The organism is Bradyrhizobium sp. S3.2.6 (assembly GCF_040546885.1).
GTDB classification, from domain to species: Bacteria; Pseudomonadota; Alphaproteobacteria; order Rhizobiales; family Xanthobacteraceae; genus Bradyrhizobium; species Bradyrhizobium cytisi.
Genome location: NZ_JBEPOS010000022.1, coordinates 110629 through 137400, shown reverse-complemented (window position 1 = coordinate 137400; position 26772 = coordinate 110629). Strand labels below are relative to the sequence as shown.

Here is a 26772-nt window from a genome sequence, read left to right as displayed (position 1 = left end):
ATGCCCGCCGGCCTCCCGTCCCGGCGGGTAGCTTGAATCACCAAAACGCTGATTTGTGAATCCCCAACGATTCAGTCAGATGGGCTAACGCTCTAACCCACCCTCCGAAGTGAGGCGTCGGCTCATTTCACCGGCCGCTTCTCGAGCTTTCGTGCCAGCGTGCGCCGGTGCATGCCCAGCCTTCTCGCGGCCTCCGAGATATTGAAGTCCGTCTCGATCAGCGTCTGGTGGATGCGCTCCCATTCGAGCGTCTTGATCGAGGTCGGCCGCACGTCCAGCGCGACGTCGGCGTTACCTGCGGCCTTGTTAAAGGCGGCCTCGATGTCGTCGGTGTTGGAGGGTTTTGCGAGGTAGTGGCAAGCGCCGAGCTTGATGGCCTCGACGGCGGTCGAGATGCTCGCGAAGCCCGTCAGCACCACGATCAGCATCTCCTCGTCGTGGGTATGCAGCAGATCGACACAGGCAAGGCCGGAGGCGCCGCCGAGCTTGAGGTCGACCACGGCATAGCCGAAGGATCGGTCCTCCAGAACCTTCCGGACATCCTCGATCGAGGCGGCGAGCACGACCTCGTAGCCGCGGCGCTCGAATGAGCGTTTCAGCGTGCGCGCAAAACCATCGTCGTCCTCGACGACGATGAGCGAACGGTCAGGCGTCAAAGCTGCCTCCGATCGCGAGCGTGGCGAGCGGCAGCGTCAGGCGCACGGTGGCGCCGCGCTTCCGGTGGTTCTCGGCGGTCACGCTGCCACCCAGCTTGCGCACCACGTTGACCACCAGGAACAGGCCGAGCCCGCCGCCGGCGCGGCCCTTGCTCGACTGGTAGGGCTTTCCGAGCTGTGCCAGCATTTCAGGCGCGAAGCCCGGGCCGCGGTCGCTGATCGAGAGCACCAGATTGTCGCCCTCGCGTTCGGCGAGCAACTCCACCCACCCGCGCGAGATTTCATAGGCGTTGTCGAGGACGTTGAAGATCACCTGCTTCAGCGCGATGTCCGAGACGATCGCGACGTCCTCGCCAAAGGTATTGACGAAATACAGTGTGCGCGCCGAGCGGGCGTCGCGCCATTCTTCGACCAGTGCGGTGACGAAGGCGGTCACCGTCGTCGGCGAGGATCCCTCGCCGCGGGCTTCGCCGGCCGACACGAGAATGCCCGTCACGATCGTCTTGCAGCGTTGCAGCGAGGTTTCCATCTCCGTGAGGTCCTCGGCGAGCTCCTGATCGGCGGCGAGATCCGGCATGCGGCGCCAGTCGCTGAGGATGACCGAGAGCGAGGCGAGCGGCGTGCCGAGCTCATGCGCCGCGCCGGAGGCGAGCAGGCCCATGCGGACGATGTGATCCTGCTCGGCCGCGTGCTGGCGCAGCGCCGCCAGATGCGCGTCGCGCTCGCGCAAATTCCTGTTGATGCGGGTGACGAACACGACCAGCAGCACGGCGTTGAGGATGAAGCCCAGCAGCATACCGGTGACGGTGAGCGTATAGGTCTCGCTCAGCGGATTCGGCGGCAGGTCGAGCGGCCGGTAGGCCATCGTCAGCCACACGAAGCTCGCGCAGCTCAGCGCCACCAGCGACCAGGTCGAGCGGGCATCGAGCAGCACCGCGCCGAGCGTGACCTGAAGCAGGAACAGCGAGGTGAAGGGATTGGTGGCGCCGCCGCTGAGATAGAGTTGCGCGGTCAGCGCGGCGACATCCAGCATCAGCGCGACCAAGAGCTCGTTGTTCGTGATCGCGGCGCGATGGCGCACCCAGACCAGGCTCGAGACATTGAGCAGCACCAGCGCGCCGATCACCGCGCCCATGCGGGTGAGGGGCAGCGGAATGCCGAGCCAGAAATGCACGCCGCCGATGGTGACGATCTGGCCGACCACAGCGGTCCAGCGCAGCTGGATCAGCAGCGCCATGTTTTTGCGGTTGGTCTCGTCGTCAGTGGGGGCCGCGCCGATCAGCTCGCTGCGCGCGTCCGCCTGCGATTGCAGCGTGACCGCCAGCTCGCCGTAAGTGTTCCCGTCGTCAGGTCGGTTCGACGATCGTTCCAGCATCTGATCCCGTCCTGCGGGCGGAGGCATCCGACCCGCCGGCCGTTTCGTGGACGAAGCGCTTGCTGCGGCGGAACAGCCCGCCGCCGAATGTGACGAGAAGTCTACCGGCCAGCATGAAAGCCAGGGCAAACCACGTCAGCGCGTATATCAGGTGGTTATTGGGAAAGCGGACCACGGTCAATCCGCCGATTGGAGCGCTGCCGGATTGTGATCCGGCGTCGGCATCGACGAAGAACGGCGCAACGTTCTGGAGGTCGCGCGCGGCCGCAATCGCGGCGACATCCCGCGAGTACCAGCGGTTGTGCTGGGGCACGTTGTCCCTGAGAAAACCGCCTTTCGGCTCCGTGATGCGCAAGAGACCGGTGATTTCGACCTGGCCGTCCGGATTGCCGCCCTGGCGCGTCGATGCGTCGCGCCGCTCGGATGGCACGAAGCCGCGGTTGATCAGCACAAGCGTGCCGTCGCTGCGCTGGAGCGGCGTCAGCACCCAATAGCCAGGGCCGTCCTCGGTGACGGCCTGAACCAGGGTCTCGCGGTCGTGCAGGAAGCGGCCGGAGAGGCTGACATGCCGGTATTCGTCGCCTGCGGCGGTGATCGCCGGCCAGGCTGCGCGCGCGGGGATCGGCTGGGCCGCGGCATGAACGCGCTGCTCGACCCGATCAATCAGCGCGAGCTTCCAGGCACGGCGCTCGACCTGCCAGACGCCAAGGGCGATTAGAACAGCGACGGCGGAGAGCGAGAGAATCGTGAGCCACAGGGATGGACGCGTAGCCGCTGTGGGGCTGCGCGCTTCGTTATCCTCGGGTCTCACGGGATCGCTCACTTCATTCCCGTCATCTCGTGCATCGGCATCATGTTGCTATTGAGGTGGTTCATCACCCACAGCGAACCGGACAGCGCGATCACCACCATCACGATGGTGAAGATCAGCGCCATCATGCTCCAGCCGTTCTCGGACTTGGGGCTCATGTGCAGGAAGTAGATCATGTGCACGACGATCTGCACGACGGCGAAGGCCATGATGACCAGCGCGGTGATCTGCTTGCTCGGCAGCGTCCCGCTCATCACCAGCCAGAACGGGATCGCCGTGAGCACCACCGAGAGCACGAAGCCGAGCATGTAGGTCGAGAACGTGCCATGGGCGTGGCCGTCGTCGTGGTGATGGTCGTGCGCGTGGGCGGCGTGGGTGTCGGTGTTCATCGCAGAACTCCCAGGAGATAGACGAAGGTGAAGACGCCGATCCAGACCACGTCGAGGAAGTGCCAGAACATCGACAGGCACATCAGGCGACGGCGGTTGGCCTCGATCAGGCCGAAACGCCAGACCTGCACCATCAGGGTCACCAGCCAGATCAGGCCGCAGGAGACGTGGAGGCCGTGGGTGCCGACCAGGGTGAAGAAGGAGGACAGGAAGGCGCTGCGCTGCGGCGTGGCGCCTTCATGGATCATGTGGGCGAACTCGGTGAGCTCGATGCTGATGAAAGCGACGCCGAACAGGCCGGTGATCAGGAGCCACATCTGCGTCTGGGCGATCTTGTTCTGCTGCATCGTCAGCATCGCAAAACCATAGGTGATCGACGACAGCAGCAGCATCGAGGTGTTCACCGCGACCAGGTTGAGGTCGAACAGGTCCTTCGGCGCAGGCCCGGCGGCGTAGTTGGCGCCGAGTACGCCGAAGGCGGCGAACAGCATCGCGAAGATGAGGCAGTCGCTCATCAGGTAGATCCAGAAGCCGAGCGAGGTGCTGTAGCCTTCCGGATGCGGATGTTCGTCGGCGAGGTAGAAGACCGGCTCGCCGGTTTGCGTGGGATTGACAGCGACAGTCATTTACTTGACTCCGGCGAGCAGCTTGGTGCGCGCATCCTCGGTCCGGATGACGTCGTCAGCCGGAATGTCGAAGTCGCGGTGATAGTTGAAGGTGTGACCGATCCCGACGGCGAGCATCGCGATGAAGCTCGCGGCCGCCAGCCACCAGATGTACCAGATCAGGCCGAATCCCATCGCGGTGGCGAAGCCGGCGAGGATGATGCCGGTGCCGGTGCCGCTGGGCATGTGGATCGGCTTGAACCCGGTGAGCGGACGCTGGTAACCGCGCCTCTTCATGTCCCACCAGGCGTCGTTGTCGTGAACGACGGGGGTGAAGGCGAAGTTGTAGTCCGGCGGCGGCGAAGATGTCGCCCATTCCAGCGTGCGGGCGTCCCAGGGATCGCCGGTGACGTCCTTGAGCTGCTCCCGCCTGAGGAAGGAGACCGCGAACTGCATCAGCATGCTGAGGATACCGAGGAAGACAAGGCCGGCGCCGATCGCGGCGATGACGAACCAGATCTGGAGCGAGGGATCGTCGAACACGCGCAGGCGGCGGGTCACGCCCATCAGGCCGAGCACATAGAGCGGCATGAAGGCCATGTAGAAGCCGGTGACCCAGAACCAGAACGACAGCTTGCCCCAGAACGGATCGAGCTTGAAGCCGAACGCCTTCGGGAACCAGTAGTTGATGCCGGCGAATGCGCCGAACACCACGCCACCGATGATCACGTTGTGGAAATGCGCGATCAGGAACAGGCTGTTGTGCAGGACGAAGTCGGCCGGGGGGACTGCGAGCAGAACGCCGGTCATGCCGCCGAGCACGAAGGTCAGCATGAAGGCGATCGTCCACAGCATCGGCAGCTCGAAGCGGATGCGGCCGCGATACATCGTGAACAGCCAGTTGAACATCTTCGCGCCCGTCGGGATCGAGATGATCATCGTGGTGATGCCGAAGAACGAGTTGACGCTGGCGCCCGACCCCATCGTGAAGAAGTGGTGCAGCCAGACCAGGTAGGACAGGATGGTGATGACGACCGTGGCGTAGACCATCGAGGTGTAGCCGAACAGCCGCTTGCCGGAGAAGGTCGAGGTCACTTCCGAGAAGATGCCGAAGGCGGGGAGAACCAGGATGTAGACCTCGGGATGGCCCCAGATCCAGATCAGGTTCACGTACATCATCGGGCTGCCGCCGAAATCGTTCGTGAAGAAGTTGGTGCCGACGTAGCGATCGAGCGAGAGCAGCGCGAGCACGACGGTCAGGACGGGAAAGGAGGCGACGATCAGGATGTTGGTGCAGAGCGCAGTCCAGGTGAACACAGGCATCTTCATCATGGTCATGCCGGGGCAGCGCAGCTTGACGATGGTGCAGATCAGGTTGATGCCGGATAATGTCGTGCCGACGCCGGCGACCTGCAGCGCCCAGATGTAATAGTCGACGCCGACATCAGGACTGTAGCCGATGTTTGACAGCGGCGGATAGGCGAGCCAGCCGGTGCGGGCGAATTCGCCGATGAACAGCGAAGCCATCACCAGCACCGCGCCGCCGACCGTCATCCAGAAGCTGAAATTGTTGAGGAACGGGAACGACACGTCGCGCGCGCCGATCTGCAGCGGCACGACGTAGTTCATCAGGCCCGTGACCAGCGGCATCGCCACGAAGAAGATCATGATCACGCCGTGGGCGGTGAAGACCTGATCGTAGTGATGGGCGGGGAGGAAGCCATCGGAGCCGCCGAACGCGAGCGCCTGCTGGGCGCGCATCATCAGCGCGTCGGCGAAGCCACGCAGCAGCATCACGATGCCGAGGATCATGTACATGATGCCGATGCGCTTGTGGTCGACAGTGGTGAACCACTCGCGCCACAGATAGCCCCAGAGGCGGAAATAGGTGACGCCGGCGAACAGCGCGCCGCCGCCAAGCGCGACCATCACGAAGGTAGCGACCAGGATCGGCTCGTGCAGCGGTAGCGAATCGAGGCCGAGACGGCCGAAGATGAGCTTGAGAAGATCAGGAGACATGCGAGCTCTCTTTAGGAGTCTGACGTCAGGAGTCTGACTTGGGACGTTGTCCGAGGAAGAAGGACGAGGACTTCAGCGGCGCGAAGGTCGGCCGCTTCAGGCCGGCACCCAGCAGCGGGGCGGTGTCGAGCGGCGCCTTGATCGCGGCCGTGGTCGCGGCGCCCTGCGGCGCGTCCGGCGTGCAGGTACCGGCGACGAAGGTCGGCTCGGGCCCGAGCACAGTGCCGCGGCGGGCGTACTTGTCGTAGGCCAGCGGCAGGGTGTTGTTCAGGCCTTCATGGCCGAGACCGCCCTTGGCATCGATCGCCATCATTTCGCTCTGGCACATCTTGCCGGTCTCGACGCACATGTTGAGGACCAGTCGGTAGAGATCGGCATCGACCGTGCCGTAGCGGCGCACCGGCTCGTTCTCGCTCGGTTTCTCGAGCTGGAGATATTCGGCGCGGCCGAGCGAGCCGCCGGCCGATTTGGCCTGGGCGATCCAGGCGTCAAAGCCTTTGTCGTCGAGGCCGTGGAAGTTGAAGTGCATGCCGGAGAAGCCAGCGCCGCTATAGTTCGCCGAGAAACCTTTGTAGGTACCGGCATGGTTGATCACGGCGTGGAGCGACGTCTCCATGCCCGGCATCGCGTAGATCTGGCCGGCGAGTGCCGGAATGTAGAACGAGTTCATCACCGAAGACGCGGTGATGTGGAAGTTGATCGGGCGATCCACCGGCGCGGCCAGATCGTTGACGGTGGCGATGCCGTAGTCGGGGTAGATAAAGAGCCACTTCCAGTCGAGCGCGACGACATCGACTTCGAGCGGAGCCTTGGACTGATCCAGTGCGCGTTCTGCATGGATGCGCCCGATGTTGCGATAGGGGTCGAGCAGATGCGTGCCCATCCAGGTCAGCGCGCCCAAGCAGACGATGATCAGCAGCGGCGCCGACCAGATCACCAGCTCGAGCTTGGTCGAGTGGTCCCAATCCGGCTCGTAGCGGGCCGAGCTGTTGGACTGGCGGTAGCGCCAGGCGAACAGCACCGTCAGCGCCATCACGGGGACGACGATCAGGAGCATCAGGACGGTGGAGATGATGACGAGGTCGCGCTGTTGCGCCGCGATATCGCCGGCTGGCGCTAGCACGACGTAGTTGCAGCCGCTGAGCGCAACTGCCAGGGGTAGCAGCGCCAGGATCTTGAAACGGGACACGGGCCGAGCCTTTGAGAATGAGTTTCCTTTGCGGGGCCAATGGGTAGCTGCGGCGCAGCAATCCGGACATTGGACAATTTGTCCAATGTTGCAGTGCGGGATGTTGGGCCAAACAAGGCAAGATTGGCTGGCGTTCCGCCGGGCGGTCGGCTTTGGTTTTCAGGACGTTAAGGGCGCACGCATGGCGACGGCACAGACCCCCGCAATGGCAGACCTCCACTCGGGTGAGCACGGCCACGACCTGGCCAGTCCTGGCGAGATCGCCATCGGCGTCATCATCGGCCGCACCTCGGAATTCTTTGACTTCTTCGTCTACGCGATCGCCTCGGTGATCGTGTTTCCGCGCCTGGTGTTCCCGTTCACGAGCGAGCTGACCGGCACCCTCTATTCCTTCATGATTTTCGCGCTGGCCTTCATCGCCCGGCCGGTCGGAACCGTCATTTTCATGACGGTCGACCGGGAGTACGGCAAGACGGCCAAGCTGGTCTCGGCACTGTTCCTGCTCGGCACCGCCACCGTGGCGCTCGCGTTCCTGCCTGGCTATCACGATATCGGCGTCGCCGCGATCTGGCTGCTAGCACTGGCGCGTATCGCGCAGGGTCTGGCCTGGGGCGGCGCCTGGGACGGTATGGCCTCGCTGCTGGCGCTGAACGCGCCGGCCTCCAAGCGCGGCTGGTACGCGATGGTGCCGCAACTCGGCGCACCCCTCGGGCTGATCGTGGCGAGCGCGCTGTTCGCCTATTTCGCAGGTAACCTCTCGGCCGACGATTTCTTCGACTGGGGCTGGCGTTATCCGTTCTTCGTCGCCTTCGCCATCAACGTCGTGGCGCTGTTCGCGCGCCTGCGCATGGTGACGACCGAGGAATACGCATCTTTGTTCGAAACCCGCGAACTGCAGCCCTCGCGCATCTCCGACACGGTTGCCCGCGAAGGTCACAACATCATGCTCGGTGCGTTCGCGCCGCTCGCGAGCTTCGCGCTGTTCCACATGGTCACGGTGTTTCCGCTGTCCTGGGTGTTCCTGTTCACCCGCGAAAGCCCGGTGCGATTTCTGATCATCGAGATCGTCGCCGCCGTGTTCGGCGTCGCCGCGATCGTGGCCTCCGGCGTCATCGCCGACCGGGTCGGCCGCAAGTCGCTGCTGATGGGATCGGCGATCGCGATTGCGATCTACAGTGGCTTCGCCCCGCAGCTGCTCGACGCCGGCGCGTTCGGCGAGACCATCTACATGGTGATCGGCTTCATCCTGCTCGGCCTCTCCTTCGGTCAGTCGTCGGGCGCGATCGCCTCGAACTTCAAGCAGATGTACCGCTACACGGCGTCCGCGCTGACCTCGGACATGGCCTGGCTGTTCGGCGCCGGATTCGCTCCGCTGGTCGCGCTGCTGCTCGCCACCAATTTCGGCGTCATCGCCTCGGGTGCCTACCTGCTCTCCGGCGCGTTCTGGACCCTGCTCGCGCTCTGGCTCAGCGGCCAGCGCGAGGTGGGTGACATGGACGCGGGCGGCTAAGTACAAACAGCAGCTACGAGAGCTTTTGTAGGGTGGGCAAAGGCGCTCTTGCGCCGTGCCCACCATCCCTCCTCCACTGGCGCAGAAGTGGTGGGCACGCTTTCCGCTTTGCCCACCTACGGCAGCTCGGCGCGCCTCAATCCGTCACGATCTTCACGCGGTCACGCACCTTCACCTGCGCGGTGCGATCGAGGCCGTTCAGCACACGAAATCGTTCGGCCGGGTGATCGACGCCGGCCATGCGGTGAGACAGCGATTCCACGGTGTCGCCGGGCTGCACGGTGATGACCTTGATGCGCAGCGGACGGGCGGCCTGGATCTCCTCGAGGGTCAGGCGGCGGAACGAATTGACGGTCTCGCGCGCATTGCGATCGCTCTCGGTCGACTTCTGCCGCGTGGCGAAGATGAAGCGATAGACGTCGCTGCCGAAGCGCAGCGCATAGACCTTGAACTGCCACTGGTCGCCCTTGGCGGTGGCAGACGCGGCCGGAAAACCGTTGATGGTGATGTCCTCGGTGGACGCCTTCTCGACGCCCTCCATCCAGCCGGAATTGAGGTAGTCGCCCAGTGACTGCTCGGCCGGCACGCGCACGACGTCGAAGCGCATCGCCTGCGAGCCGCCCTCGCGTACGCCAATCACGGCCTGCGCAGTGTTGTCGAGCGTGAAATTGTCCGGCGCCTGGAAGGTGAAGCCGAGTTTTGGATGCAGGAAACGCCGGCCGCGGACAAAGCCTTCGCTGGGGTCCTCGCCATAGACGAGATTGTCGATCGCGGCGAGATAGCTCTCGCGGTCGCGCTCGCCACCTTCTGGGGCGACATATTGGCGAGCAATGGTCTGCGCATTCTGCACCCGCTCGGGCGTGGCCGGATGCGATGAGGTGAAATCCTGCGCGCGCGGATCGAGCGAGCTCTTGCCGGCCTTCAGCTCGGCATTGCGCTCCATCGCGGAGAGGAAGCGTGCGGCACCATACGGGTCGAAATGTGCCTTGGCGGAAATGCCGACGCCGATGCCGTCGGCCTCGAATTCCTGATTGCGCGAAAAGCTCGCCATGGTGAGCTTGGTCTTGGCGAGCGCGAGCGCGGTGAGATCGGGATCGGTGCTCATGTCGGTGACGACGCGGGTGACGATGGCGGCCTGGCGCGCCTGGTCCTCGCGCATCGCGGCGTGCTTCGACAGCACATGCGCCATCTCGTGGCTGAGCACGGAGGACAATTCGGAGGTGTCACTGGCCAGCGCGAGCAGCCCGCGGGTGACATAGAGTTGGCCGTTCGGCAGCGCGAAAGCGTTCACCGCGCCGGAATTGAGGATGGTGACCTTATAGCCCTGGTCAGGGCGGTCGGACGCCGCGACGAGCCGGTCGACGGTCTTGCTGACCAGTGATTCGAGCCTGGGGTCGTCATAGGCCCCGCCATAGCTCGCCAGGATGCGCTCGTGCTCTTTCTCGGTGGCGGGGGTCTGGGCGACAGCCGGCTTCGGCTTGGGCAACGCGATGGTCGCCGGCGCCGCTGCGGTCTGGAACCGGCCCATATCGCCGCAGCCGGCGAGAGCCGTGCCCAGAACGAGGCAAAGCGCGGCCGGCGCAGCCCGAAGGCGGCGTCCTTCGCCCTTTTTGTGCTGTTCTAGCACCCCATTCACGTCGCTTAACCCGTGCCTGGCCCCTGGTCAGGGCCTTACCCCAATCGGCTCGCTTGCGCCCAGCAACTCGACCTGTCCTACCCGGAGCACGTCGATACGCGGCCCCGTAGTCCCCTCAACCCAGCCCCTGACGCGAATGTACCTATTTTCCAGGGACTTAAGCGTCGTTCCAGCGCTTTCGAACGCCGGCACCATGCGCTTTGAAATAGTCGCGGCAAAGCCGTGTGTCCAGTTCCGTCCGAAGTTGAGGTAGGTCATTGCCCCAGCTTGCCGGACCGACAGGACTTTGCCCTCGACCACCACAAAGCGCCCTTTCCCGGCCAAAATATCGTCCGGACTTTCCGCGTTTTTTATGGCCGACGGGTCAGCCCAGTTGCCCTTTTTTTGGCGCCTCGCCTCGGTCTCTGACGACATCAGCGCGGTGGCGCACTCCTTGTCCGCGATCTCGGCCGAGACGAGGGCGTCGCCTTGGGCGAGCAGCATCGCCTGTACCGAGGTGTCGCTTTCGCCGATGAACAGCAGCGCGCCCTGGCGACCGTAGCGGTCGGGTGTGTCGTCCGTGCCGCGCAGCGTCACGTCGCGGCCGGCGAGCAACGAGGTCAGCGCTTGCCTGGTCGACGCAGTGGGCTCGATCCCGGTGAGGCGCACCTCACGGCCGTCGTCGAGACGCACACTGCGCGCATCGACGATTCCAACGACGCGGCCTTCGCCCTGTGTTTCGAATTGGCACGGCGCCGCAAACGCAGTGTGACCTGCGGCGAGAACAAATGCGACGATGAAGCGAAGCCGTTGCGTCACGAGACCCGGAGAGGTTGCGTTACGTGTCAATATTAACTCAAGCGCTGCGTGGCGCGAAGAGGCTTCCTCACGCTCCGTCGTTGCGAGCGCAGCGAAGCAATCCAGAGTCTTTCCACGGAGGGATTCTGGATTGCTTCGCTGCGCTCGCAATGACGTGGAGATATTTATCCATAAGTCACCATTCCGCTTTGCGGAAAACATGAGGCCCGTCGAAAGACCCGCATCGCGCTTCTGCTTGCTGCGCTCTTGCGCGTGCGGCATGATTGCGGCAACAGCGTTTGCCAACAGCAATAATCAAGCCGCCATTCAAGAGTCAGGCGATCAAGGGAGGTCCTTTTCAATGAAGCATATTTTGTCCGGCATTTTTGCCGCCGCCTTGGCTCTCAGCGCGACTGTTGCGCAGGCCCAGGACAAGCCACCCTTGAAGATCGGCGGCATCCTCGACATGTCGAGCCTCTATGCCGACATCACCGGCCCCGGCAGCGAGACCGCAGCTAAGATGGCGGTGGAAGATTTCGGCGGCGAGGTGCTGGGGCGCAAAGTCCAGGTGATCGCGGCCGACCATCTCAACAAGGCCGACCTGTCCGCCAACCTCGCCCGCGACATGCTCGATAATCAGGGCGTCGAAATGATCTACGACGTCGCGGCGTCTGCGACCGCACTTGCCGCCGGCGAGATCGCGAAGGCGCGCAACAAGATCATCATGTTCAACGGCCCGGGCTCGATCCGTCTCACCAACGAGGCCTGCGGTCCCTACACCATCCACTATGTATTCGACACCTACGGCCAGGCCAACGTGACCGGCCTTGCGGCCGTGAAGTCGGGCCTCGACACCTGGTTCTTCCTCACCGCCGACTATGCCTTCGGCCAGGACCTGGAGAAGGACACTAGCGCGGTCGTGACCAAGACCGGCGGCAAGGTGCTCGGCAGCGTGCGCCATCCGCTCAACACGTCGGACTTTTCGTCGTTCCTGCTGCAGGCGCAGGCCTCGAAAGCCAAGGTGATCGGGCTCGCGAACGCCGGCGGCGACACCGTCAACGCCATCAAGCAGGCCGCCGAGTTCGGCATCACCAAGGGCGGCCAGAAGGTCTCACCGCTGCTCGCTTTCGTCTCCGACATCGACTCGATCGGTCTCGAGACCGCGCAGGGCCTGCTGCTGGCCGAAGCCTTCTACTGGGATCTCAACGATGAGACCCGCGCGTGGTCGAAACGCTTCATGGAGCGCACCAAGCGGATGCCGACCTCGGCGCAAGCCGGCGTCTATTCCTCCGTCATGCATTATCTGAAGGCGGTGAAGGCGGCCGGCACCACGGATTCGGCCGCGGTCATCAAGGTGATGAAGGATACGCCGATCAACGACTTCTTCGCCAAGAACGGCAAGATCCGCGAGGACGGCCGCATGATCCATGACATGTACCTGTTCGAGGTGAAGAAGCCGTCGGAGTCCAAGGGCCGCTGGGACGACTACAAGCTGGTCGCCACGGTGCCCGGCAGCGAGGCGTTCCAGTCGCTGGAGCAATCGCGCTGCCCGCTGGTGAAGAAATGACGCGAAGCGTCATCCCGGGGCGCGAAGCGAACCCGGGATCCATCTGGCCGCAGTGACGGTTGATCGATGGATTCCGGGCTCGCGCCGAGTGGCGCGCCCCGGAATGACAGAACCTAACAACAACAAGGGAGACGTCCCATGAACGACATGGTCCTGCAAAAGCTCGAAGGCGGACTGCTCACGATCACCATGAATCGTCCCGAGCGGAAGAACGCGCTCAATCCCGAGATGGTCGCCGGTCTGGTCGAGGCGGCGCGGCGCGCCGCCAACGATCCGGAGGTGCGCGCGGTGCTGTTCAAGGGCGCCGGCGGCTCGTTCTGCGTCGGCGGCGACGTCAAGTCGATGGCGGCCGGCCGCGCGCCGCTGCCGTTCGAAGTGAAGATGGCGAATCTGCGTCGCGGCATGGAGGTTTCGCGCATCCTGCATCAGATGCCGAAGCCGGTGGTGGCGCAGCTCGATGGCGCGGCAGCCGGAGCCGGTCTTTCGATGGCGCTGTCGTGCGATCTCCGCGTTGCCTCCGAATCCTGCAAGATCACCACGGCCTTCGCCAAGGTCGGCTTCTCCGGTGATTACGGCGGCACCTATTTTCTCACCCAGCTGCTCGGCAGCGCGCGGGCACGCGAACTCTATCTGACCTCGCCCGTGCTGACGGCGAAGGAAGCGCATGCGATCGGCATGGTGACGAAGGTCGTGCCCGATGCAGAGATTGATGCTGCCGCGCACGAGCTGGCGCTCTCTCTGGCGCAGGGGCCGTCGATCGCGCTTGGCTACATCAAGCGCAACATCAACAATGCCGAGCATCTGCCGCTGGAAGATTGCTTCGACGGTGAAGCCATCCATCACACCCGCTGCAGCGACACCGACGATCACAAGGAGGCCGCGAAGGCTTTCGTCGAGAAGCGCAAGCCGGCCTTCAGGGGCGCATGACGATGGCGCCCTATATGCGGCTGCGGCAGATTTGTCTGGTCGCGCCGCAGCTCGCGCCTGTCATCTCTGATATCGCCGAGACCATGGGCCTCGCCGTCTGCTACCGCGACGGAAATGTCGCCAAATACGGCCTGGAGAACGCACTGCTCCCGGTCGACACGATCATGCTCGAGGTCGTCGCACCCTTCAAGGACGGCACCACGGCCGGCCGCTTTATCGAGAAGACCGGGGGGCGCGGCGGCTACATGGCGATCTTCTGCTGCAACGACCCGGACGAGCGAGGCCGCAACGCCAATGCGCTTGGCGTCCGCACCGCCAACGTCATCGACCACGCCCCCTATCACGGCGTCCAGCTCCACCCCCGCGACTGCCGCGCCGCCTTCATCGAGTTCAACCACACCGCAGGCAGCGACGATATTTTTGGCACGTATCCGCCCGCAGGCCCGGACTGGCAGAAGTTCGTCCGCAAGGAAGTGACGCAGGCGCTGACGGCAGTGGAGATGCAGAGCCCGGATCCACACGGGCTGGCGCAGCATTGGAGCAAGATTATCGGCGTGGCAGCTGATGGCTCTGAGCTGAAGCTGCCCAACGCAACCTTCCGCTTCGTCAAGGGCGCCAGCGAGATCATGAGTGCGCTCGAGTTTCGGGTGGCCGATGCCGCGCACGTGCTCCATGTCGCGAGGTCAAAGGGGCTGGCAGTGGCCGAGAACGAGTTTCTGTTGGGCGGCGTGATCTTCCGCGTCAGTTGACCCTTCGTCGTGATCCGTCACCTCAATGAGGTACTCATTGACGAAACGCCGCCGCAGTCACCGCCCCCTGAAATTCGCCACACGCCGTTCTTCCGTGGCCTTCACGCCTTCCTTGAAATCTTCCGTCGCGCGCAGGCGGGTCTGTTCGGTGAGCTCGTGATTGGTCGCGGCCATGACGCGATCGGCCAATCCGGCGCGCATCGTGGCGCGGGTAGAGAGCAGGCCGAGCGGGGAGCATTCGGCGATCTCGCCGGCGAGCTTCATCGCCTCCGCCTTCACCTGGTCCTGCGGCACCAGCACATTGGCGAGGCCCCATTTGACGGCTTCTTCGCCGGTGACGCGGCGGCTGGTGTAGAACATCAGCTCGGCGTTGTTCTTGCCGATCAGCTCGGGCAGCGTCGTCGTCAGGCCGAAGCCGGGATGGAAACCCAGCTTGGTGAAATTCGCGGAGAAGCGCGCTTCGGGGCAGGTGACCCGGAAGTCGGCCGACACCGCAAGGCCGAGGCCGCCGCCGATGGCTGCGCCCTGCACGGCGGCGACGATCGGCTTCTTGGCGCGGAAGATGCGCACGGCCTGGATGTAGAGATGATTGATTGCTCCGAGGCTGTCGGCCGGATCGCCCTTGGCAGCCTTATCGGCTTCGCGCGCTTCCTGCGCCTGCCGCGCCGGGTCCTGGAAATTCGCGCCGGCGCAGAACGCCTTGCCTTGCGCCGAGAGAACGGAGGCGCGGATCTCGATGTCGCGATCGAACTCGTCGAGCGCATCCGCGATCTGGTTGATCAGGGAGATGTCAAAGAAGTTGAGCGGCGGGCGGCGGATCTCGATGGTGCCGACATGCCCGACCCTTTCGACGCCGATATCTTTATAGGTGCTCATGATGATCCTCGATTGAATTAGCGCAAACCAAGCCCGCGGGCGATGATGCCGCGCAGCACTTCCGTGGTGCCGCCCTGGATGGTGAGTTTCGGCGCGGTCTTGATCGCGAAGTCGAGCTGCCGCTCCAGCGTCTCGCGGTTGGTCGCGGTCTCCTCGACGAAGGCGGCAAGGTCGCGCACGCGATGTGGCAGCTGCTGCTCCCAGACCGTACCGATGTCCTTGACGATGGAGGCTTCCACCACCGGCTCCTTGCCGGCCTGCAACATGCCGGCGACCGACACCGACATGCGCCGCATGGTGTGGAGCTGCGCGACGAGGCGTCCGATGCCTTCGGCGCTGCGCGTGTCAGGATTGGGACCGACCGCCCGGACCAGCTCGGTCAGCACGTAATAGGTCTCGAGGAAGCGCTCGGGGCCTGAACGCTCATAGGCGAGCTCTGAAGTCGCCTGTTTCCAGGCGCCGTCGACCTCGCCGAGCACGTGATCCTCGGGCACGAAGAAGTCGGTGAAGACGACCTCGTTGAACTCGTACTGGCCGGTGATCTGGCCGATCGGGTTCACCTTGATGCCCGGCTGCTTCATCTTGACCAGGAACTGGGTCAGGCCGTGACGGCGGTTTTCCTTGGTCGGCGGCGAGGTCCGGAAGATCGCGATCATGTAGTCGGCGATATGCGCCGACGAGGTCCAGATCTTGGTGCCGTTGATGAGATAGCCGCCATCGGTCCTGGTCGCGCGCGTCTTCGCCGCGAACAGGTCGGAGCCGGAGTTCGGCTCGCTCATGCCGATCGCAAAGCAGATCTCGCCGCGGCAGATGCGCGGCAGGATGTCCATCTTGATGTGCTCAGGCGCGTACTTCAGCAGCACCGGCCCGCTCTGGCGGTCGGCGACGAAGAAGCGCCGCGTCGGGGCGTTGGCGACGCGCATCTCCTCGGTCACCACGTAACGCTCGAGGAAGGAGCGCTCCTGGCCGCCATATTTCTTCGGCCAGGTCATGCCGAGCCAGCCCTTGGCGCCGACCCGGCGGGAGAATTCCGGCGCATCGGTGTCTTCGCGGTTGGGCTTGTGCGGATCGAAGGTGCCGGCGGCGATCTCCTCGGCGAGGAAGGCGCGCACTTCCTTGCGCAGTTGCTCGCACTTCTCGGGCAGGCGGATCGGATCGAAACGAAGAGCAGCGGTCATGTGTTTCGTCTCCCGATCAGCGCGACGCCACGAGCGGCCACAATTCATCGGCGCCGCGTTTGGCGACGAGCTTGCCGAGTTCGACGGCCCAGTGGCTCTCAGAGCCGAAATCATCGCGCCAGGCCAGCGCCCGCAACGAGTACCGGTGCAGGATGTGCTCGTTGGTGAAGCCGATCGCGCCGTGCACCTGATGCGCGATGCCGCCGCCTTTCTCTGCTGCCTCGGCGCAGCGGATCTTTGCAGAGGCGGCTTCGAGATAGACCTCGTCGTCGAACGACTTTGCGTTCGCGATCGCATCGGCGGCCGAGGTTGCAGCCGCGAGCGCCGCGGCGGATTCGCCGGCGAGGCGTGCGAGATTGTGCTGCACCGCCTGGAATTTCGAGATCTTCTTCTCGAAAGCGACGCGCTCGTTGGAGTAGCGCACGGAGATGTCAAGCATGGATTCCAGTGCACCGGCGATCTGAAGGCTGCGCGCGACACCGCCCACCAGCATCAGCGTGGTTTGGTCAAAACCCTTTGGTGCGGGCTTGATGGTGATGGGCTGGACCTTGTCGAGCGTGACGGTGTCGCTATGGTCGTAGCCGACATTGAGCCCGGATTCGATCCGGCCCTTGCTTGCATCGACCAGCGCAATCGAGACGCCGTCCTTGCCATCCGCGAGCACCGCAAGATATTTTGCCGCTTTGGCAAACGGCACGCCGCGGCAGCGGCCGGAGAGTGCGCCGTCGGCATCCATCGTGATCCGATCCTTCGGCGAGGCTGGCAGCACCGTCATCTCGCCTTCGGGCGAAGCGATCTTCGCCTGCGCCAGCAGCCAGCCCGCGAGCATCGTCTCGGCCAGCGGAACCGCGACCGCGAAACGGCCGGCGGCATTCAGCAAGGCAAAACCATCGGCAAGGCTCGCGCCGGAGCCGCCGAGATCGTCGGGCACCCAGGATAACGGCAAGCCGGCTTCGCTCAGCGCCTGCCACAGCGGCGCCTGCCACGTATCCTTCTTGTCGTTGTTGATGGTCTGCGGATCGGCGAGATCGGCGAAGATCTTCTCCGCGGTCTCGACGACCATATTGTCACTCTCCGCCACAGCGTTCCCCGTGTTTTGCCATTGGCGCGTCCTGCCCGGTCAGTGCGGCGCGCGGTCTCTTCTTGCGCCCGATGATCCGAAAAAGCCATGGCCCTGACAAGCGTTGATCGCAGGCCCATCTGCGGCGCTAGCATGGGGGCAAGACCCGGTTCGGAGTAATTCCGCTTAGCGGAGTTTGCTTGATTTGCAGGGAGCGGCAAACTCGCTAAACAGGGCGCCAGCAACTCGATAACGGGGAAGGAAATCCGGATGGCAAAAGACAGTCTGAGCGCAATCGTGACGGGATCCGCATCCGGTCTCGGTGCTGCGACCGCGGAAATTCTCGCGCGGAGCGGGGCGCGGCTCGTCATCAACTATTCGTCGAGCCAGAAGGAAGCCGAGGCCACGGCAGAGCTCTGCCGCAAGGCCGGCGCCGCGGAAGTTCTGGTCGCGCAGGGCGACGTCTCGAAGGATGATGATTGCCGCAAGATCGTTGCGGCCGCGAGCGGTTGGGGCCGGCTCGACATCCTCGTCAACAATGCCGGCACCACCAAGCACGTCGCCCATGCCGATCTCGACGGATTGTCGGCCGAAGATTTCCAGCGCCTCTACGGTGTCAACACCATCGGCCCGTTCCAGATGGTGCGCGCGGCGCGCAGCTTGCTGGAAGCCGGGTCGAAAGCGTCGGGACGCTCGTCCGCCGTGGTCAACGTGTCGTCGGTCGCCGGCATCAGCGGCGTCGGCTCGTCGATCGCCTATGCCGCGAGCAAGGGCGCGCTCAACACCATGACGCTGTCGCTGTCGCGCGCACTCGCGCCGCTGATCCGCGTCAACACGGTGTGCCCCGGTTATATCGACACGCCCTGGTTCACCAAGGGCCGCGGCGAAGCCGGCGCCAAGCAGGTGCGCGACAGCGTGGTGGCGAAGGTGCCGCTCAAGGTCGCCTCATCCGCCGAGGACATCGCCCAGCTCGTCTGCTTCCTGGCGATGCCGGCCTCGAGCAACATGACCGGCGAGGTCGTGCGCATGGATGCGGGGATGCATTTGATTACGTGACTCGTCATTGCGAGCGAAGCGAAGCAATCCAGATCGTCTCCGCGGGGACAGTCTGGATTGCTTCGTCGCAAGGGCTCCTCGCAATGACAGAGTATGAGCCGGCAGCGTGGGTCTATCTGACGCCTAGGCCGTCACCCCTTGATCACGCCGCTCGCCACCAGCCGGTGCCAGATGAACAGCACCACCACGGCACCGATCGTGGCCATGATGAATCCGGCGCCTTGATCCGGGCTGTAATGGCCGATGGCCTGGCCGACGAAGGTCGCCAGAAACGCACCGACGATGCCGAGGATGGTGGTCAGGATGAAGCCTGACGGGTTGTTCGGCCCCGGCGCCAGCCAGCGCGCGATGAGGCCGGCGATGAAGCCGACGACGATGATCCACAAGATGCCGCCCATGCTCATGTCAGTGCTCCCCTCGGTTTGACTAAAATCAGACTCTGTCTGAGATCTCGTTCTCGGTCGGCAACCGTCCGTCCGGCGTCAGGTGGTCGATCACCTGCGGCAGATACTGGCTGAGGCCGGAGAGCAGCTCGTCGCGCGACAGGCCGCTTTGGGCGGAGAGGCTTTGGATCTGGTCGGCGCCGAGTGCGTTGGCGAGATCGCCGGGTGCAATCGGCTTGTTCTCGCCCTTGCCGACCCAGGTGTTCGCGGTCTCGCCGTGGCCGCCCTGCTGGAGCTGGTTGAGGAGATCGCCAAGCCCGCCGCTCAGCACGCTGCCGGCCGCGCCGCCCGCGAGCAGGCCGCCGAGGCCACCCTTGAGCACGTCACCGAGGCCGCCGCCTCCGCCAAGAGCACCACCAAGCGCGCCACCCAGGCCTCCGCCCGGGCCCGCATTCACCGGTGGCATAGAGGCCGGCGCCGTCTGCGGCGCTGCGCCTGGCTGGCCCGCCGTCAAATGCTTGAAAGTCTTCCAGGCGAGCAGACCAAGGATCGCCATGGTCATGGGCGACATGCCGCCGCTGGATGAGGATTGTGAACTCGGCGCGCTTGGGCCGCGCGGGCCATTCTGCATGCCGTTGAGGACGTCGAGTAAACCCATGGCGTTCTCCTGCCGGTAACAAGCCCCTTTCCAAAACATATGAGGCTCTCATGACGGTTACAAGGCGATTGCGCCGCAACCGGGCGATGGGCAGCCGGCGTCAGCTCTGCTATCGAGGGCCGGTCATTCAGGGAGCAGGCCAGGTGGTTACGGATCGATCGATCGTGGTGGCCGGGGCGGGCGCCATCGGCTGTTTTGTCGGAGGCCAGCTGGCGGCTGCCGACCGTCGGGTCGCAATGCTGGTGCGGCCGCGGGTGAAGACCGAGATCGAGCAGTTCGGCCTGCGGCTGACGGATTTCGACGGTGCTGAGAAGAAGCTGGATGCGGGCCGGCTCGCGCTGTCGGAAGATCCCGCAATCTTCCACAGCGCCGGCATCGTGCTGGTCACGGTCAAGAGCGCCGACACGGCAGAGGTCGCGGACCAGATCGCGCAGCACGCGCCTCAGGATGCCGTCATCGTGTCGTTGCAGAACGGTGTCGGCAATGTCGCCGTGCTGCAAGAGCGGCTCGGTGGCCGGCGCGTGCTTGCCGGCATGGTGCCGTTCAATGTGGTGGCAATGGGGGAAGGACGCTTCCATCGCTCGAGCTCCGGCGACATCCATGTCGGTGAAGATGCGGACAACACGGCTGCGGCGATGTCTGTGCCGGGGCTTAATTTGCGCGCAAGCCGCGACATCGCCGGCGTGCAATGGGGCAAGCTGATCATCAACTTGAACAACGCGCTCAGCGCCCTGTCCGACATGCCGCTCGCTGCGCAATTGGCGAACCGCGACTGGCGAAGACTGTTCGCCGACCAGATGGCGGAAGGTCTGGCCGCGCTAAAGGCCGCCGGCATCACGCCGGCCTCGGCAACGCCAATCCCGCCGAACTGGACGCCGAGCTTGCTGAGATTGCCCGACATGGTCTTCAACGCGATCCTGGGGCGGACGATGAAGATCGATCCCGAGGCGCGCTCCTCGATGTGGCAGGATCTGAAGCAGGGCCGCAAGACCGAGATTGACTATCTCCAGGGGGCGGTCATTGCCTTGGCCGAGAAGAATAATGTCGATACGCCGCTGATGCGCCGCATTGTTGCGCTGATCAAGCAGGCCGAAACCGCCGGCAAGGGCCCGCCGGGACTCTCACCGCAGCAGATACGTGCCGGTTGATGGAGGAGCGCGATGAAGTATGTGCTGATGTTGGGGCTCGCGCTGATCGCGCTATGCGGTGCCGTCACATTTGCTGAGGCCCGGCCGCCGACCGTCACGAATTCCCCGGGCTATGACGCGCGCTTGAAGGAGAGCCGGTCGGCGTTGGGCAATCCGCCGACAGTACAGGCTCCGGGGACTCCTCCGGTTACGTCACCCAAGCATAGCAGGAAGAAGCATACGAATTAAGGAACGGCATCCTCAGCCTTAACCGGGATAACGGTGCTAGGATAGCTCGCGACTGTATCAACGTCGTCATTGCGAGCGCAGCGAAGCAATCCAGGCTGCCTCCGCGGAAAGACTCTGGATTGCTTCGCTCCGCTCGCAATGACGGCTGTGCCTCAGCCCTTCTTCGCCGGCTTGCTCGGCGTCGGGCTGAACAGCCTCTTCAGATCGCTCAGGCTTTCCGACAGCCGCGGCCATTCGCAGGAGAACGATCCCTTGGTGCAGGGCGCGCCCTTCTGTCGCAGCACCTTCGGCCGTTCCACGGGCACGGGCACGCGCTCGGCCTCGGTTCGCAGTGCGACCTGCTGAAGCTGCTGCACCTGTTGTTCCTGCTGCTCGCGCTGCTGCCGTGCCGTGGCCTGGGCCGCTTCATTGCTGCGGCGCTGATTGGCGAGATAGGCGGTGTAGGATTCGTCGATCTTCTTCTGCTCCTCCGGCGTCGGGTTCGGCCCGGCGATGTCGAAGGTGCGGTCCTGGAGGAAGTCGTAATAGGTGTAGCCGCCGCCCGCCTTGCGCCGGCCGGCGAATTTTGCGTTGCAGTCGGCAAGCGCTGCGGTCTTCTCGGCCTTGGTCGCGGATTTTTCGGCAGCGTCGGCGCATTCCTCGAAGTCAACCGGCGCGCGCTTCCACCATTGCGCGTGGGCATGCGACGCGATCAGCAGGAAAAATCCTGCTGCGGCAACGACAAACAGCGCCGCACGACGCGATGCAACTAGGTCCGACATTCTACGAGAGCGTTCCCTGTAAAACTCAACCCAAACTGAGTCGGGCCTGATTTTTGCTCCATTATCGCCGCCTTGTCACCCGTGGAACCCGGGAAATTCACGGCTGGGTTGCTGACATTTTTTGCTTGACGTGGCGCGGGAGTCACAGCCGAGCGGCACGTGATGCGCTTAGAGTTTTATCGGTTCGAGCTGGAAGGGAAATGTTCATCATGAGAGCGCTGAGCTGTTTCGCCGCAATCGCATTGTCGCTGGCTTGTGGCCGCGCGCTCGCCGCCGACGAGGATGCACCGAACCGCAAGCCCGTGAAGGTTGTTGCCGATGCGCGGCTGGCGGTCGGCGGCCAGGGGATGTTACCGCTCTATCTCTCCAGCGACTGGTCGATACCGCTGCCGGCGATCTCGCGCGCAATCATCGTGCTGCACGGACGCCTGCGTAATGCCGACGAATATTATATGTCAGCGCATACCGCGCAGGTCGCGGCAGGGGACGATGGCAAGAGCGCGCTGATGATCGTCCCGCAGTTTTTGGCTGAGATCGATATCGAGGCGCACAAGCTGCCCGCGGATACGCTGCGCTGGTCATTGGAAGGTTGGGAAGGCGGCGATGGCGCGCTTGCTCCGAACCCGGTGTCCTCCTTCGAGGCGCTCGACGCGATCCTGGCAAAGCTCTCCGACCGGCGCATCTTCCCGAACCTGAAGCAGGTCGTGGTCGCCGGTCATTCCGGCGGCGGCCAGGTCGCGCAGCGTTATGCCATTGCCGGCAAGGGCGAGGCGATGCTGTCGCGTCAGCACATCGACGTCCGCTACGTCGTCGCCAACCCCTCGTCCTATGCGTATTTCAGCGCGGAGCGGCCGGTGCCTGCCATCGCCGCATCCTGCTCGGGCTACAATAATTGGAAATACGGCATGGACGAGCGTCCGCCCTACCTTGCCGATGCGACGCCGGCCGCGCTTGAGCAGCGCTATGTCGACCGTGAGGTGATCTACCTGCTCGGCACCCTGGACACCAATCCGGAGCATCCTGCGCTGGACAAGAGCTGCATGGCCAAGGCGCAGGGTCCCTATCGCTACGCCCGCGGCCACGCCTATGTGGACGCGATAGCCAAGCGCGATCACGGCACGCCCAATCATCGCGTGTGGGATGTCGCCGGCGTCGGCCATGACGGCGACAAGATGCTGACCTCGAAATGCGGGCTTGCGGCGCTGTTCGATATTCCAGGCTGTGGCGCGGAGCGCTGATGCGAGCGCTTTGAATGCTTGTGCTTTGAAGGCTTGCGCCTTGAAGGTCCAGCTGCTGCTGTTACACTTCGTCGCGCGGGCACCTCATCCTGAGGCGACGCCAAGAAGACGAAGTGGAAACGCCTGATGCTGCTGCCCCTGTCCGATGTGCCGCGCTGGTACGCTCAACGCAAACCCGAAGGCACCGTCGCCGTTCAGCATGGGCAGGATCGGCTGACCTGGGACCAGCTCGAGCGTGGCGCCAACCGGCGCGCGCGGGCATTTGCGGCAAAGGGCGTCAAGCCCGGCGATTTCGTCGCGATCGGATTGCCGAACGGCAATGCGTTCTTCGAGACCAGCTTTGCGGTCTGGAAATGCGGCGCGACGCCGACCTCGCTGTCATGGCGGCTGCCGCGCGGCGAAGCCGCGGCCGTGCTTGAGATTCTCAAGCCCGCGCTGGTGGTCGGCGGCGAGGCCGACTGGAATGCGCCGAACCGGCTGCCTGCGGATTTCGTGCCGGAAGGTTTTTCCGACGAGCAGATCGACCCGCCTGTGGCGCGCTACTGGAAGGCCATGACCAGCGGCGGCTCGACCGGCCGTCCCAAGGTGATCCTCGACCACAATCCTGCGGTCGTCGACACGGTCACACCGCCGCCGCTCAACATGCCTTTCGGCGCCTCACTGCTCAATCCGGGCCCGCTCTACCACAATGCGCCGTTCATCGTGTCACATTACGCGCTGTTCTACGGCGGCAAGCTCACCGGCCTCGTCAAGTTCGACGCCGAGGAGACGTTGCGGCAGATCGAGCGCGAGCGCGTGCAATGGGTCAATTTCGTTCCGACCATGATGCATCGGATCTGGGCGCTGCCGGAGAACGTCCGTAATTCTTACGATGTGTCGAGCCTGCAGACTGTGTTCCACATGGCGGCGCCGATGCCGCCCTGGCTCAAGGAGAACTGGATCGCCTGGCTCGGGCCCGAGCGGGTGTGGGAGCTCTATGGCGGCACCGAGCGGCAGGGCGCCTGCATCATCTCCGGCACGGAGTGGCTGGCGCACAAGGGCTCGGTCGGCAGGATCGGCGAGACGGCGAAGCTCCGCATCATCGGCGAGGACGGCAACGACGTCGCGCCGGGGGAGACCGGCGAGATCTACTTCCTCAACAATGACGGCAAGGACGCCACCTATCACTATCTCGGCGCGGAGCCGAAGCGTCGCGCCGACGGCTGGGAATCGCTCGGCGATATCGGCAGGCTGGATGCCGAAGGCTATCTCTATCTCGGCGACCGCTTGGCAGACATGGTGCTGCGCGGTGGCGCCAACATCTATCCCGCCGAGGTCGAGGCCGCCGTTTCCGAATGTCCCGGCGTGCGGTCCTGCGTGGTGGTGGGCTTGCCAGATCCGGAATTGGGCCAGCGTGTGCACGCCATCATCGAGCCGGAGGCGAACGCGGACGGTCAGGCGATTGCGGACGGCATGGCGGACTTCCTGAAAGACAGGCTCAGCCGCTACAAGCATCCCGAGAGTTTCGAGATCGTCAGCACGCCGCCGCGCGACGATTCCGGAAAGGTTCGCCGCACGTTGCTGCGCGACGAGCGCGCGGCGTGGATGAAGGAGGGTCGTGCCTTCCGTATCATGCCTGCGAAGGCGCCGGCCGGTGCGCTCGCGCGGGCTTGAGCGTCAGAGCATCTTGCCGATGATCTTTTGTCATATCTGCTGCCGAAAACGCGCGCAGCGTTTCGGTGCGGACATTGCCGAGTGCGCTGAGACTAAGGCTGAGCGACATTGCGGCAGCCTCATCCGGTCAGGACAACGGCCGGGCAAAACTGAGCTCGTGACCATCGAGGTCAGTGAGATGAAAGTAGCGCTCGCCCCATTCGGCATCGCGTGGCGTGGTGCTCGGCTGCCATCCCGCTGCCAGCGCTCGCTCGTAGAGCGCGTCGACGTCGGCGACGTAGAAGATGACACGCCCCCACCAGGACCAGCGCTTGTCCGGCTGCACAGTCAGATTGAGATACCCCGTGCCGGCGCGAAAGCTCGTGAATGGTGCAGCCTCACCGCCGTGCAGGATCTCGAATCCGAGCGAGCGGTAGAACTGCACAGCACGGTGCATGTCGTGGATGGCGAGAGTGATGGCGCTGATGCCCTCGATCATGATGGCGGCTCCTAACCAGAGTTTGGGCTTGGAGCCGATTGTACAGCCGCCAAGCGCAGGTTTACGATGAGCCGAGCGCCAGATTGCCGGTCCCGCCTTGCGGCTGGCGAACTGCATCCTGCTCTGCTATGAGGGGGCCGAACCCGCCGAGCGGGTTCCGCGGTCCCGTAGCTCAGCCGGATAGAGCGACGGTTTCCTAAACCGTAGGTCGGAAGTTCGAGTCTTCCCGGGATCGCCATTTTGTCGCTTGTTGATGCCGAGCCTCAACCCCCAGAGCGAGAGCTTCGAGCGACTGAATGAGGCATCGGACTGGCAAAGGCGCGTCACTATCGGAGTAGATCGCCGGCGGCAGCCGCGAGACGTTCGGCCAGCATGATGACCGTGAGATTGGTGGGCGTCGAAGGAATCTCCGGGAGGATCGATGCATCGATCACTCCGAGCCTCTCAACGTGACGCAGGCGGCCTGCGCCGTCGACCACAGCATTTGGATCGCGATTGCCCCCCATCGGAACTGTGCCGCAGCCATGATGAAAGGTGTCGAGCTCCCGCTCAATCGCCTGTAACGCTGCGGCACCGTCGATGATCTCGGCACCAGGAACAAGTTCGTGGTCGATCAATTCGGCAAGCGGCGCTGAGCCAGCGATTCTTCGGGCTAATCCAAATCCTTCGACAATGCGGCGACGGTCGCTCGGATCAGCCAGGAGATTGTAATCGATGACCGGCGGCGTGAGCGGGTCGCGGCTTCTCAGCATGAGGGTGCCGGCCGATTTCGGTTCCGTCACGGCCACAGCGAGAGTAAGCCCGCGACTCGTCGGACTCTCGGGGCCCTCAAAGTTTGACGCCGTGACCTGGAGATCAAGCGCGCCGTCAGCAGCCTCAGCGGACCGCGTCCAAATGGTCGCGGCGCGGGCAGGATGCATCTTCCCAGCCTCGGCTTTCAGGGCATATCGATTGTAGTAAAAGGGATGGTCGAGCAGCCTCCTCCCGACAGGAAGGTCCGCGACCACATCGATTCCAAGTCTCTCGAGGTCGCCCGCTGGGCCGATGCCGGAGCGCATGAGAATGGCCGGACTGCCATACACGCCCGCGCAGAGAATGAAGACATCGGCTTCGACCGCTTCTCCGCCAGCGAGGCGGAGGCGGGTTGCACGCGAGCCATCAAACTCGATGCGATCAGCCATCACGCCGCCGCGTATCGTCAAGTTGGCGCGGGATCGCACGTTATCTGGCAGATAGACGATGCCCGTATTCTGGCGGACGCCATCGACGACGTTCATCGGATCGATGCCGACGCCATGCTGCACTGGTCCGTTGAAGTCGTCGATGGCGTGGAAGCCTGCCTCCCTGCCGGCCTCGACGAAAGCGCGGAGCGGTGTTGCGACGTCCGCGGGCGAGGGCTGACGGATCGGAAATGGGCCGCAGCGTCCATGCCATTCATCTGCGCCGGTCGGCGTATTCTCCAGCGCCCGATAGCATTCAAGGACCTGTGCGAAGTCCCAGTCTCGGAGACCATGCTTCCGCCATCTGGCGAAGTCCGCGGGCAGCGCCCGCTTTGCGACCGCGGCATTGATCGCCGATCCGCCTCCGAGAACTCGTGCTGCCTGGGCGGCGATCGTGCAACCGAGACGGCCGGGCTCGCTGCGGTAGCCCCAGTCGTAATCTGCGCCGCCGCCCAGCCTGTCCGCATCGGCCAGCGCGGGCGGATAATCGGTCGCGCGCGGCGCGTCGCCCGCTTCGAGAAGCAGGACGGTGCGCGCCGAAGCTTCGCTGAGCCGGTTGGCAAGGACGCAGCCTGCTGATCCGCCGCCGATGATGACGATGTCATAACGCATCGCGTTCCTCGTG

The 26772-nt window shown here is 64.2% G+C and carries 25 protein-coding genes and 1 tRNA gene; 9 read left to right on the top strand and 17 right to left on the bottom strand.

What is annotated here, in order from left to right:
• Positions 1-122 precede the first annotated feature (122 nt).
• Genes ABID58_RS29945 through cyoA form a run of 7 tightly spaced genes read right to left on the bottom strand, consistent with a single transcriptional unit; the run spans position 123 to position 7044 of the window.
• Complete coding sequence (locus ABID58_RS29945) at positions 123-656, bottom strand: response regulator transcription factor (RefSeq protein ID WP_148751921.1); 534 nt, start codon at positions 654-656, stop codon at positions 123-125.
• Positions 646-2031, bottom strand: coding sequence for an ATP-binding protein (locus ABID58_RS29940; RefSeq protein ID WP_354036425.1), 1386 nt, complete (start codon positions 2029-2031; stop codon positions 646-648). Before ABID58_RS29940 ends, ABID58_RS29945 begins: the two co-directional genes overlap by 11 nt.
• Positions 2003-2842, bottom strand: coding sequence for an SURF1 family protein (locus tag ABID58_RS29935; protein WP_354036423.1), 840 nt, complete (start codon positions 2840-2842; stop codon positions 2003-2005). The genes ABID58_RS29940 and ABID58_RS29935 overlap by 29 nt, the downstream gene beginning before the upstream one ends.
• 8 nt (positions 2843-2850) lie before the next feature.
• Positions 2851-3231, bottom strand: coding sequence for a cytochrome o ubiquinol oxidase subunit IV (gene cyoD / locus ABID58_RS29930; protein WP_148751918.1), 381 nt, complete (start codon positions 3229-3231; stop codon positions 2851-2853).
• Positions 3228-3857, bottom strand: coding sequence for a cytochrome o ubiquinol oxidase subunit III (cyoC, locus tag ABID58_RS29925; protein ID WP_354036421.1), 630 nt, complete (start codon positions 3855-3857; stop codon positions 3228-3230). The genes cyoD and cyoC overlap by 4 nt, the downstream gene beginning before the upstream one ends.
• Positions 3858-5855 (bottom strand): cytochrome o ubiquinol oxidase subunit I, encoded by a 1998-nt coding sequence (gene cyoB, locus ABID58_RS29920; RefSeq protein WP_354036419.1) that lies wholly within the window; start codon positions 5853-5855, stop codon positions 3858-3860.
• 25 nt (positions 5856-5880) lie between these two features.
• Positions 5881-7044 (bottom strand): ubiquinol oxidase subunit II, encoded by a 1164-nt coding sequence (gene cyoA, locus ABID58_RS29915; protein WP_354036418.1) that lies wholly within the window; start codon positions 7042-7044, stop codon positions 5881-5883.
• 181 nt (positions 7045-7225) lie between these two features.
• Here cyoA and ABID58_RS29910 point away from each other — a divergent pair, with 181 nt between their 5' ends.
• Positions 7226-8554: an MFS transporter gene (locus ABID58_RS29910; RefSeq protein ID WP_148751914.1), complete on the top strand. Its 1329-nt coding sequence runs from the start codon at positions 7226-7228 to the stop codon at positions 8552-8554.
• Between the two features lie 136 nt (positions 8555-8690).
• Here the strand turns inward: ABID58_RS29910 and ABID58_RS29905 are convergent, their stop codons facing one another.
• The gene (locus tag ABID58_RS29905; RefSeq protein WP_148751972.1) at positions 8691-10181 is read right to left on the bottom strand and encodes a M48 family metalloprotease; all 1491 of its coding nucleotides are present in this window, start codon (positions 10179-10181) and stop codon (positions 8691-8693) included.
• Positions 10182-10217: 36 nt separating this feature from the next.
• Positions 10218-11018: a thermonuclease family protein gene (locus ABID58_RS29900; protein ID WP_354036436.1), complete on the bottom strand. Its 801-nt coding sequence runs from the start codon at positions 11016-11018 to the stop codon at positions 10218-10220.
• A gap of 310 nt (positions 11019-11328) precedes the next feature.
• Here ABID58_RS29900 and ABID58_RS29895 point away from each other — a divergent pair, with 310 nt between their 5' ends.
• The 3 genes from ABID58_RS29895 to ABID58_RS29885 all read left to right on the top strand — a co-directional run bounded on the left by ABID58_RS29895 (position 11329) and on the right by ABID58_RS29885 (position 14210).
• Positions 11329-12534 carry an ABC transporter substrate-binding protein gene (locus ABID58_RS29895; protein WP_148751913.1) on the top strand — a complete coding sequence of 402 codons (1206 nt, stop codon included), beginning with the start codon at positions 11329-11331 and terminating at the stop codon, positions 12532-12534.
• Between the two features lie 138 nt (positions 12535-12672).
• A complete protein-coding gene (locus tag ABID58_RS29890; protein WP_354036416.1) occupies positions 12673-13461 on the top strand; it encodes an enoyl-CoA hydratase in 789 nt (262 codons plus the stop codon).
• Positions 13462-13463: 2 nt separating this feature from the next.
• Entirely contained in the window at positions 13464-14210 is a 747-nt protein-coding gene (locus tag ABID58_RS29885) for a VOC family protein (RefSeq protein WP_354036415.1), read from the top strand.
• 57 nt (positions 14211-14267) lie between these two features.
• On the opposite strand, the gene ABID58_RS29880 is transcribed toward ABID58_RS29885, so the two are convergent.
• The 3 genes from ABID58_RS29880 to ABID58_RS29870 are packed head-to-tail and all read right to left on the bottom strand — an operon-like array spanning position 14268 to position 17345.
• Positions 14268-15086 carry an enoyl-CoA hydratase/isomerase family protein gene (locus ABID58_RS29880; protein WP_148751910.1) on the bottom strand — a complete coding sequence of 273 codons (819 nt, stop codon included), beginning with the start codon at positions 15084-15086 and terminating at the stop codon, positions 14268-14270.
• Positions 15087-15103: 17 nt separating this feature from the next.
• On the bottom strand, positions 15104-16264 hold the full coding sequence (locus ABID58_RS29875; protein WP_148751909.1) for an acyl-CoA dehydrogenase family protein: 1161 nt from the start codon (positions 16262-16264) through the stop codon (positions 15104-15106).
• A gap of 16 nt (positions 16265-16280) precedes the next feature.
• A complete protein-coding gene (locus tag ABID58_RS29870; RefSeq protein ID WP_354036413.1) occupies positions 16281-17345 on the bottom strand; it encodes an acyl-CoA dehydrogenase family protein in 1065 nt (354 codons plus the stop codon).
• A gap of 249 nt (positions 17346-17594) precedes the next feature.
• On the opposite strand from ABID58_RS29870, the gene ABID58_RS29865 reads away from it, so the two are divergent.
• Positions 17595-18380, top strand: a complete 786-nt coding sequence (locus ABID58_RS29865; protein ID WP_148751907.1) for an SDR family NAD(P)-dependent oxidoreductase — start codon at positions 17595-17597, stop codon at positions 18378-18380.
• A 131-nt stretch (positions 18381-18511) separates the two neighbouring features.
• Here the strand turns inward: ABID58_RS29865 and ABID58_RS29860 are convergent, their stop codons facing one another.
• On the bottom strand, positions 18512-18784 hold the full coding sequence (locus ABID58_RS29860) for a GlsB/YeaQ/YmgE family stress response membrane protein (protein ID WP_187434924.1): 273 nt from the start codon (positions 18782-18784) through the stop codon (positions 18512-18514).
• Positions 18785-18812: 28 nt separating this feature from the next.
• On the bottom strand, positions 18813-19421 hold the full coding sequence (locus tag ABID58_RS29855; RefSeq protein ID WP_148751906.1) for a YidB family protein: 609 nt from the start codon (positions 19419-19421) through the stop codon (positions 18813-18815).
• 143 nt (positions 19422-19564) lie between these two features.
• Between ABID58_RS29855 and ABID58_RS29850 the strand changes: the two genes are divergently transcribed.
• On the top strand, positions 19565-20569 hold the full coding sequence (locus ABID58_RS29850) for a 2-dehydropantoate 2-reductase (protein WP_354036411.1): 1005 nt from the start codon (positions 19565-19567) through the stop codon (positions 20567-20569).
• A gap of 380 nt (positions 20570-20949) precedes the next feature.
• Here ABID58_RS29850 and ABID58_RS29845 read toward each other — a convergent pair whose 3' ends face one another.
• Positions 20950-21558: a hypothetical protein gene (locus tag ABID58_RS29845; protein WP_187434923.1), complete on the bottom strand. Its 609-nt coding sequence runs from the start codon at positions 21556-21558 to the stop codon at positions 20950-20952.
• Between the two features lie 209 nt (positions 21559-21767).
• Between ABID58_RS29845 and ABID58_RS29840 the strand changes: the two genes are divergently transcribed.
• Together ABID58_RS29840 and ABID58_RS29835 are read left to right on the top strand one after the other, a co-directional pair.
• Entirely contained in the window at positions 21768-22796 is a 1029-nt protein-coding gene (locus ABID58_RS29840; protein WP_354036435.1) for an alpha/beta hydrolase, read from the top strand.
• A gap of 126 nt (positions 22797-22922) precedes the next feature.
• Positions 22923-24449, top strand: a complete 1527-nt coding sequence (locus tag ABID58_RS29835; protein WP_354036410.1) for an AMP-binding protein — start codon at positions 22923-22925, stop codon at positions 24447-24449.
• A 127-nt stretch (positions 24450-24576) separates the two neighbouring features.
• Here ABID58_RS29835 and ABID58_RS29830 read toward each other — a convergent pair whose 3' ends face one another.
• Positions 24577-24927 (bottom strand): VOC family protein, encoded by a 351-nt coding sequence (locus tag ABID58_RS29830; protein ID WP_354036409.1) that lies wholly within the window; start codon positions 24925-24927, stop codon positions 24577-24579.
• A 161-nt stretch (positions 24928-25088) separates the two neighbouring features.
• Here ABID58_RS29830 and ABID58_RS29825 point away from each other — a divergent pair.
• Positions 25089-25165: transfer RNA gene (locus tag ABID58_RS29825), tRNA-Arg, on the top strand.
• An 88-nt stretch (positions 25166-25253) separates the two neighbouring features.
• On the opposite strand, the gene ABID58_RS29820 is transcribed toward ABID58_RS29825, so the two are convergent.
• A complete protein-coding gene (locus ABID58_RS29820) occupies positions 25254-26759 on the bottom strand; it encodes a GMC family oxidoreductase (protein WP_354036408.1) in 1506 nt (501 codons plus the stop codon).
• Positions 26760-26772: the final 13 nt, after the last annotated feature.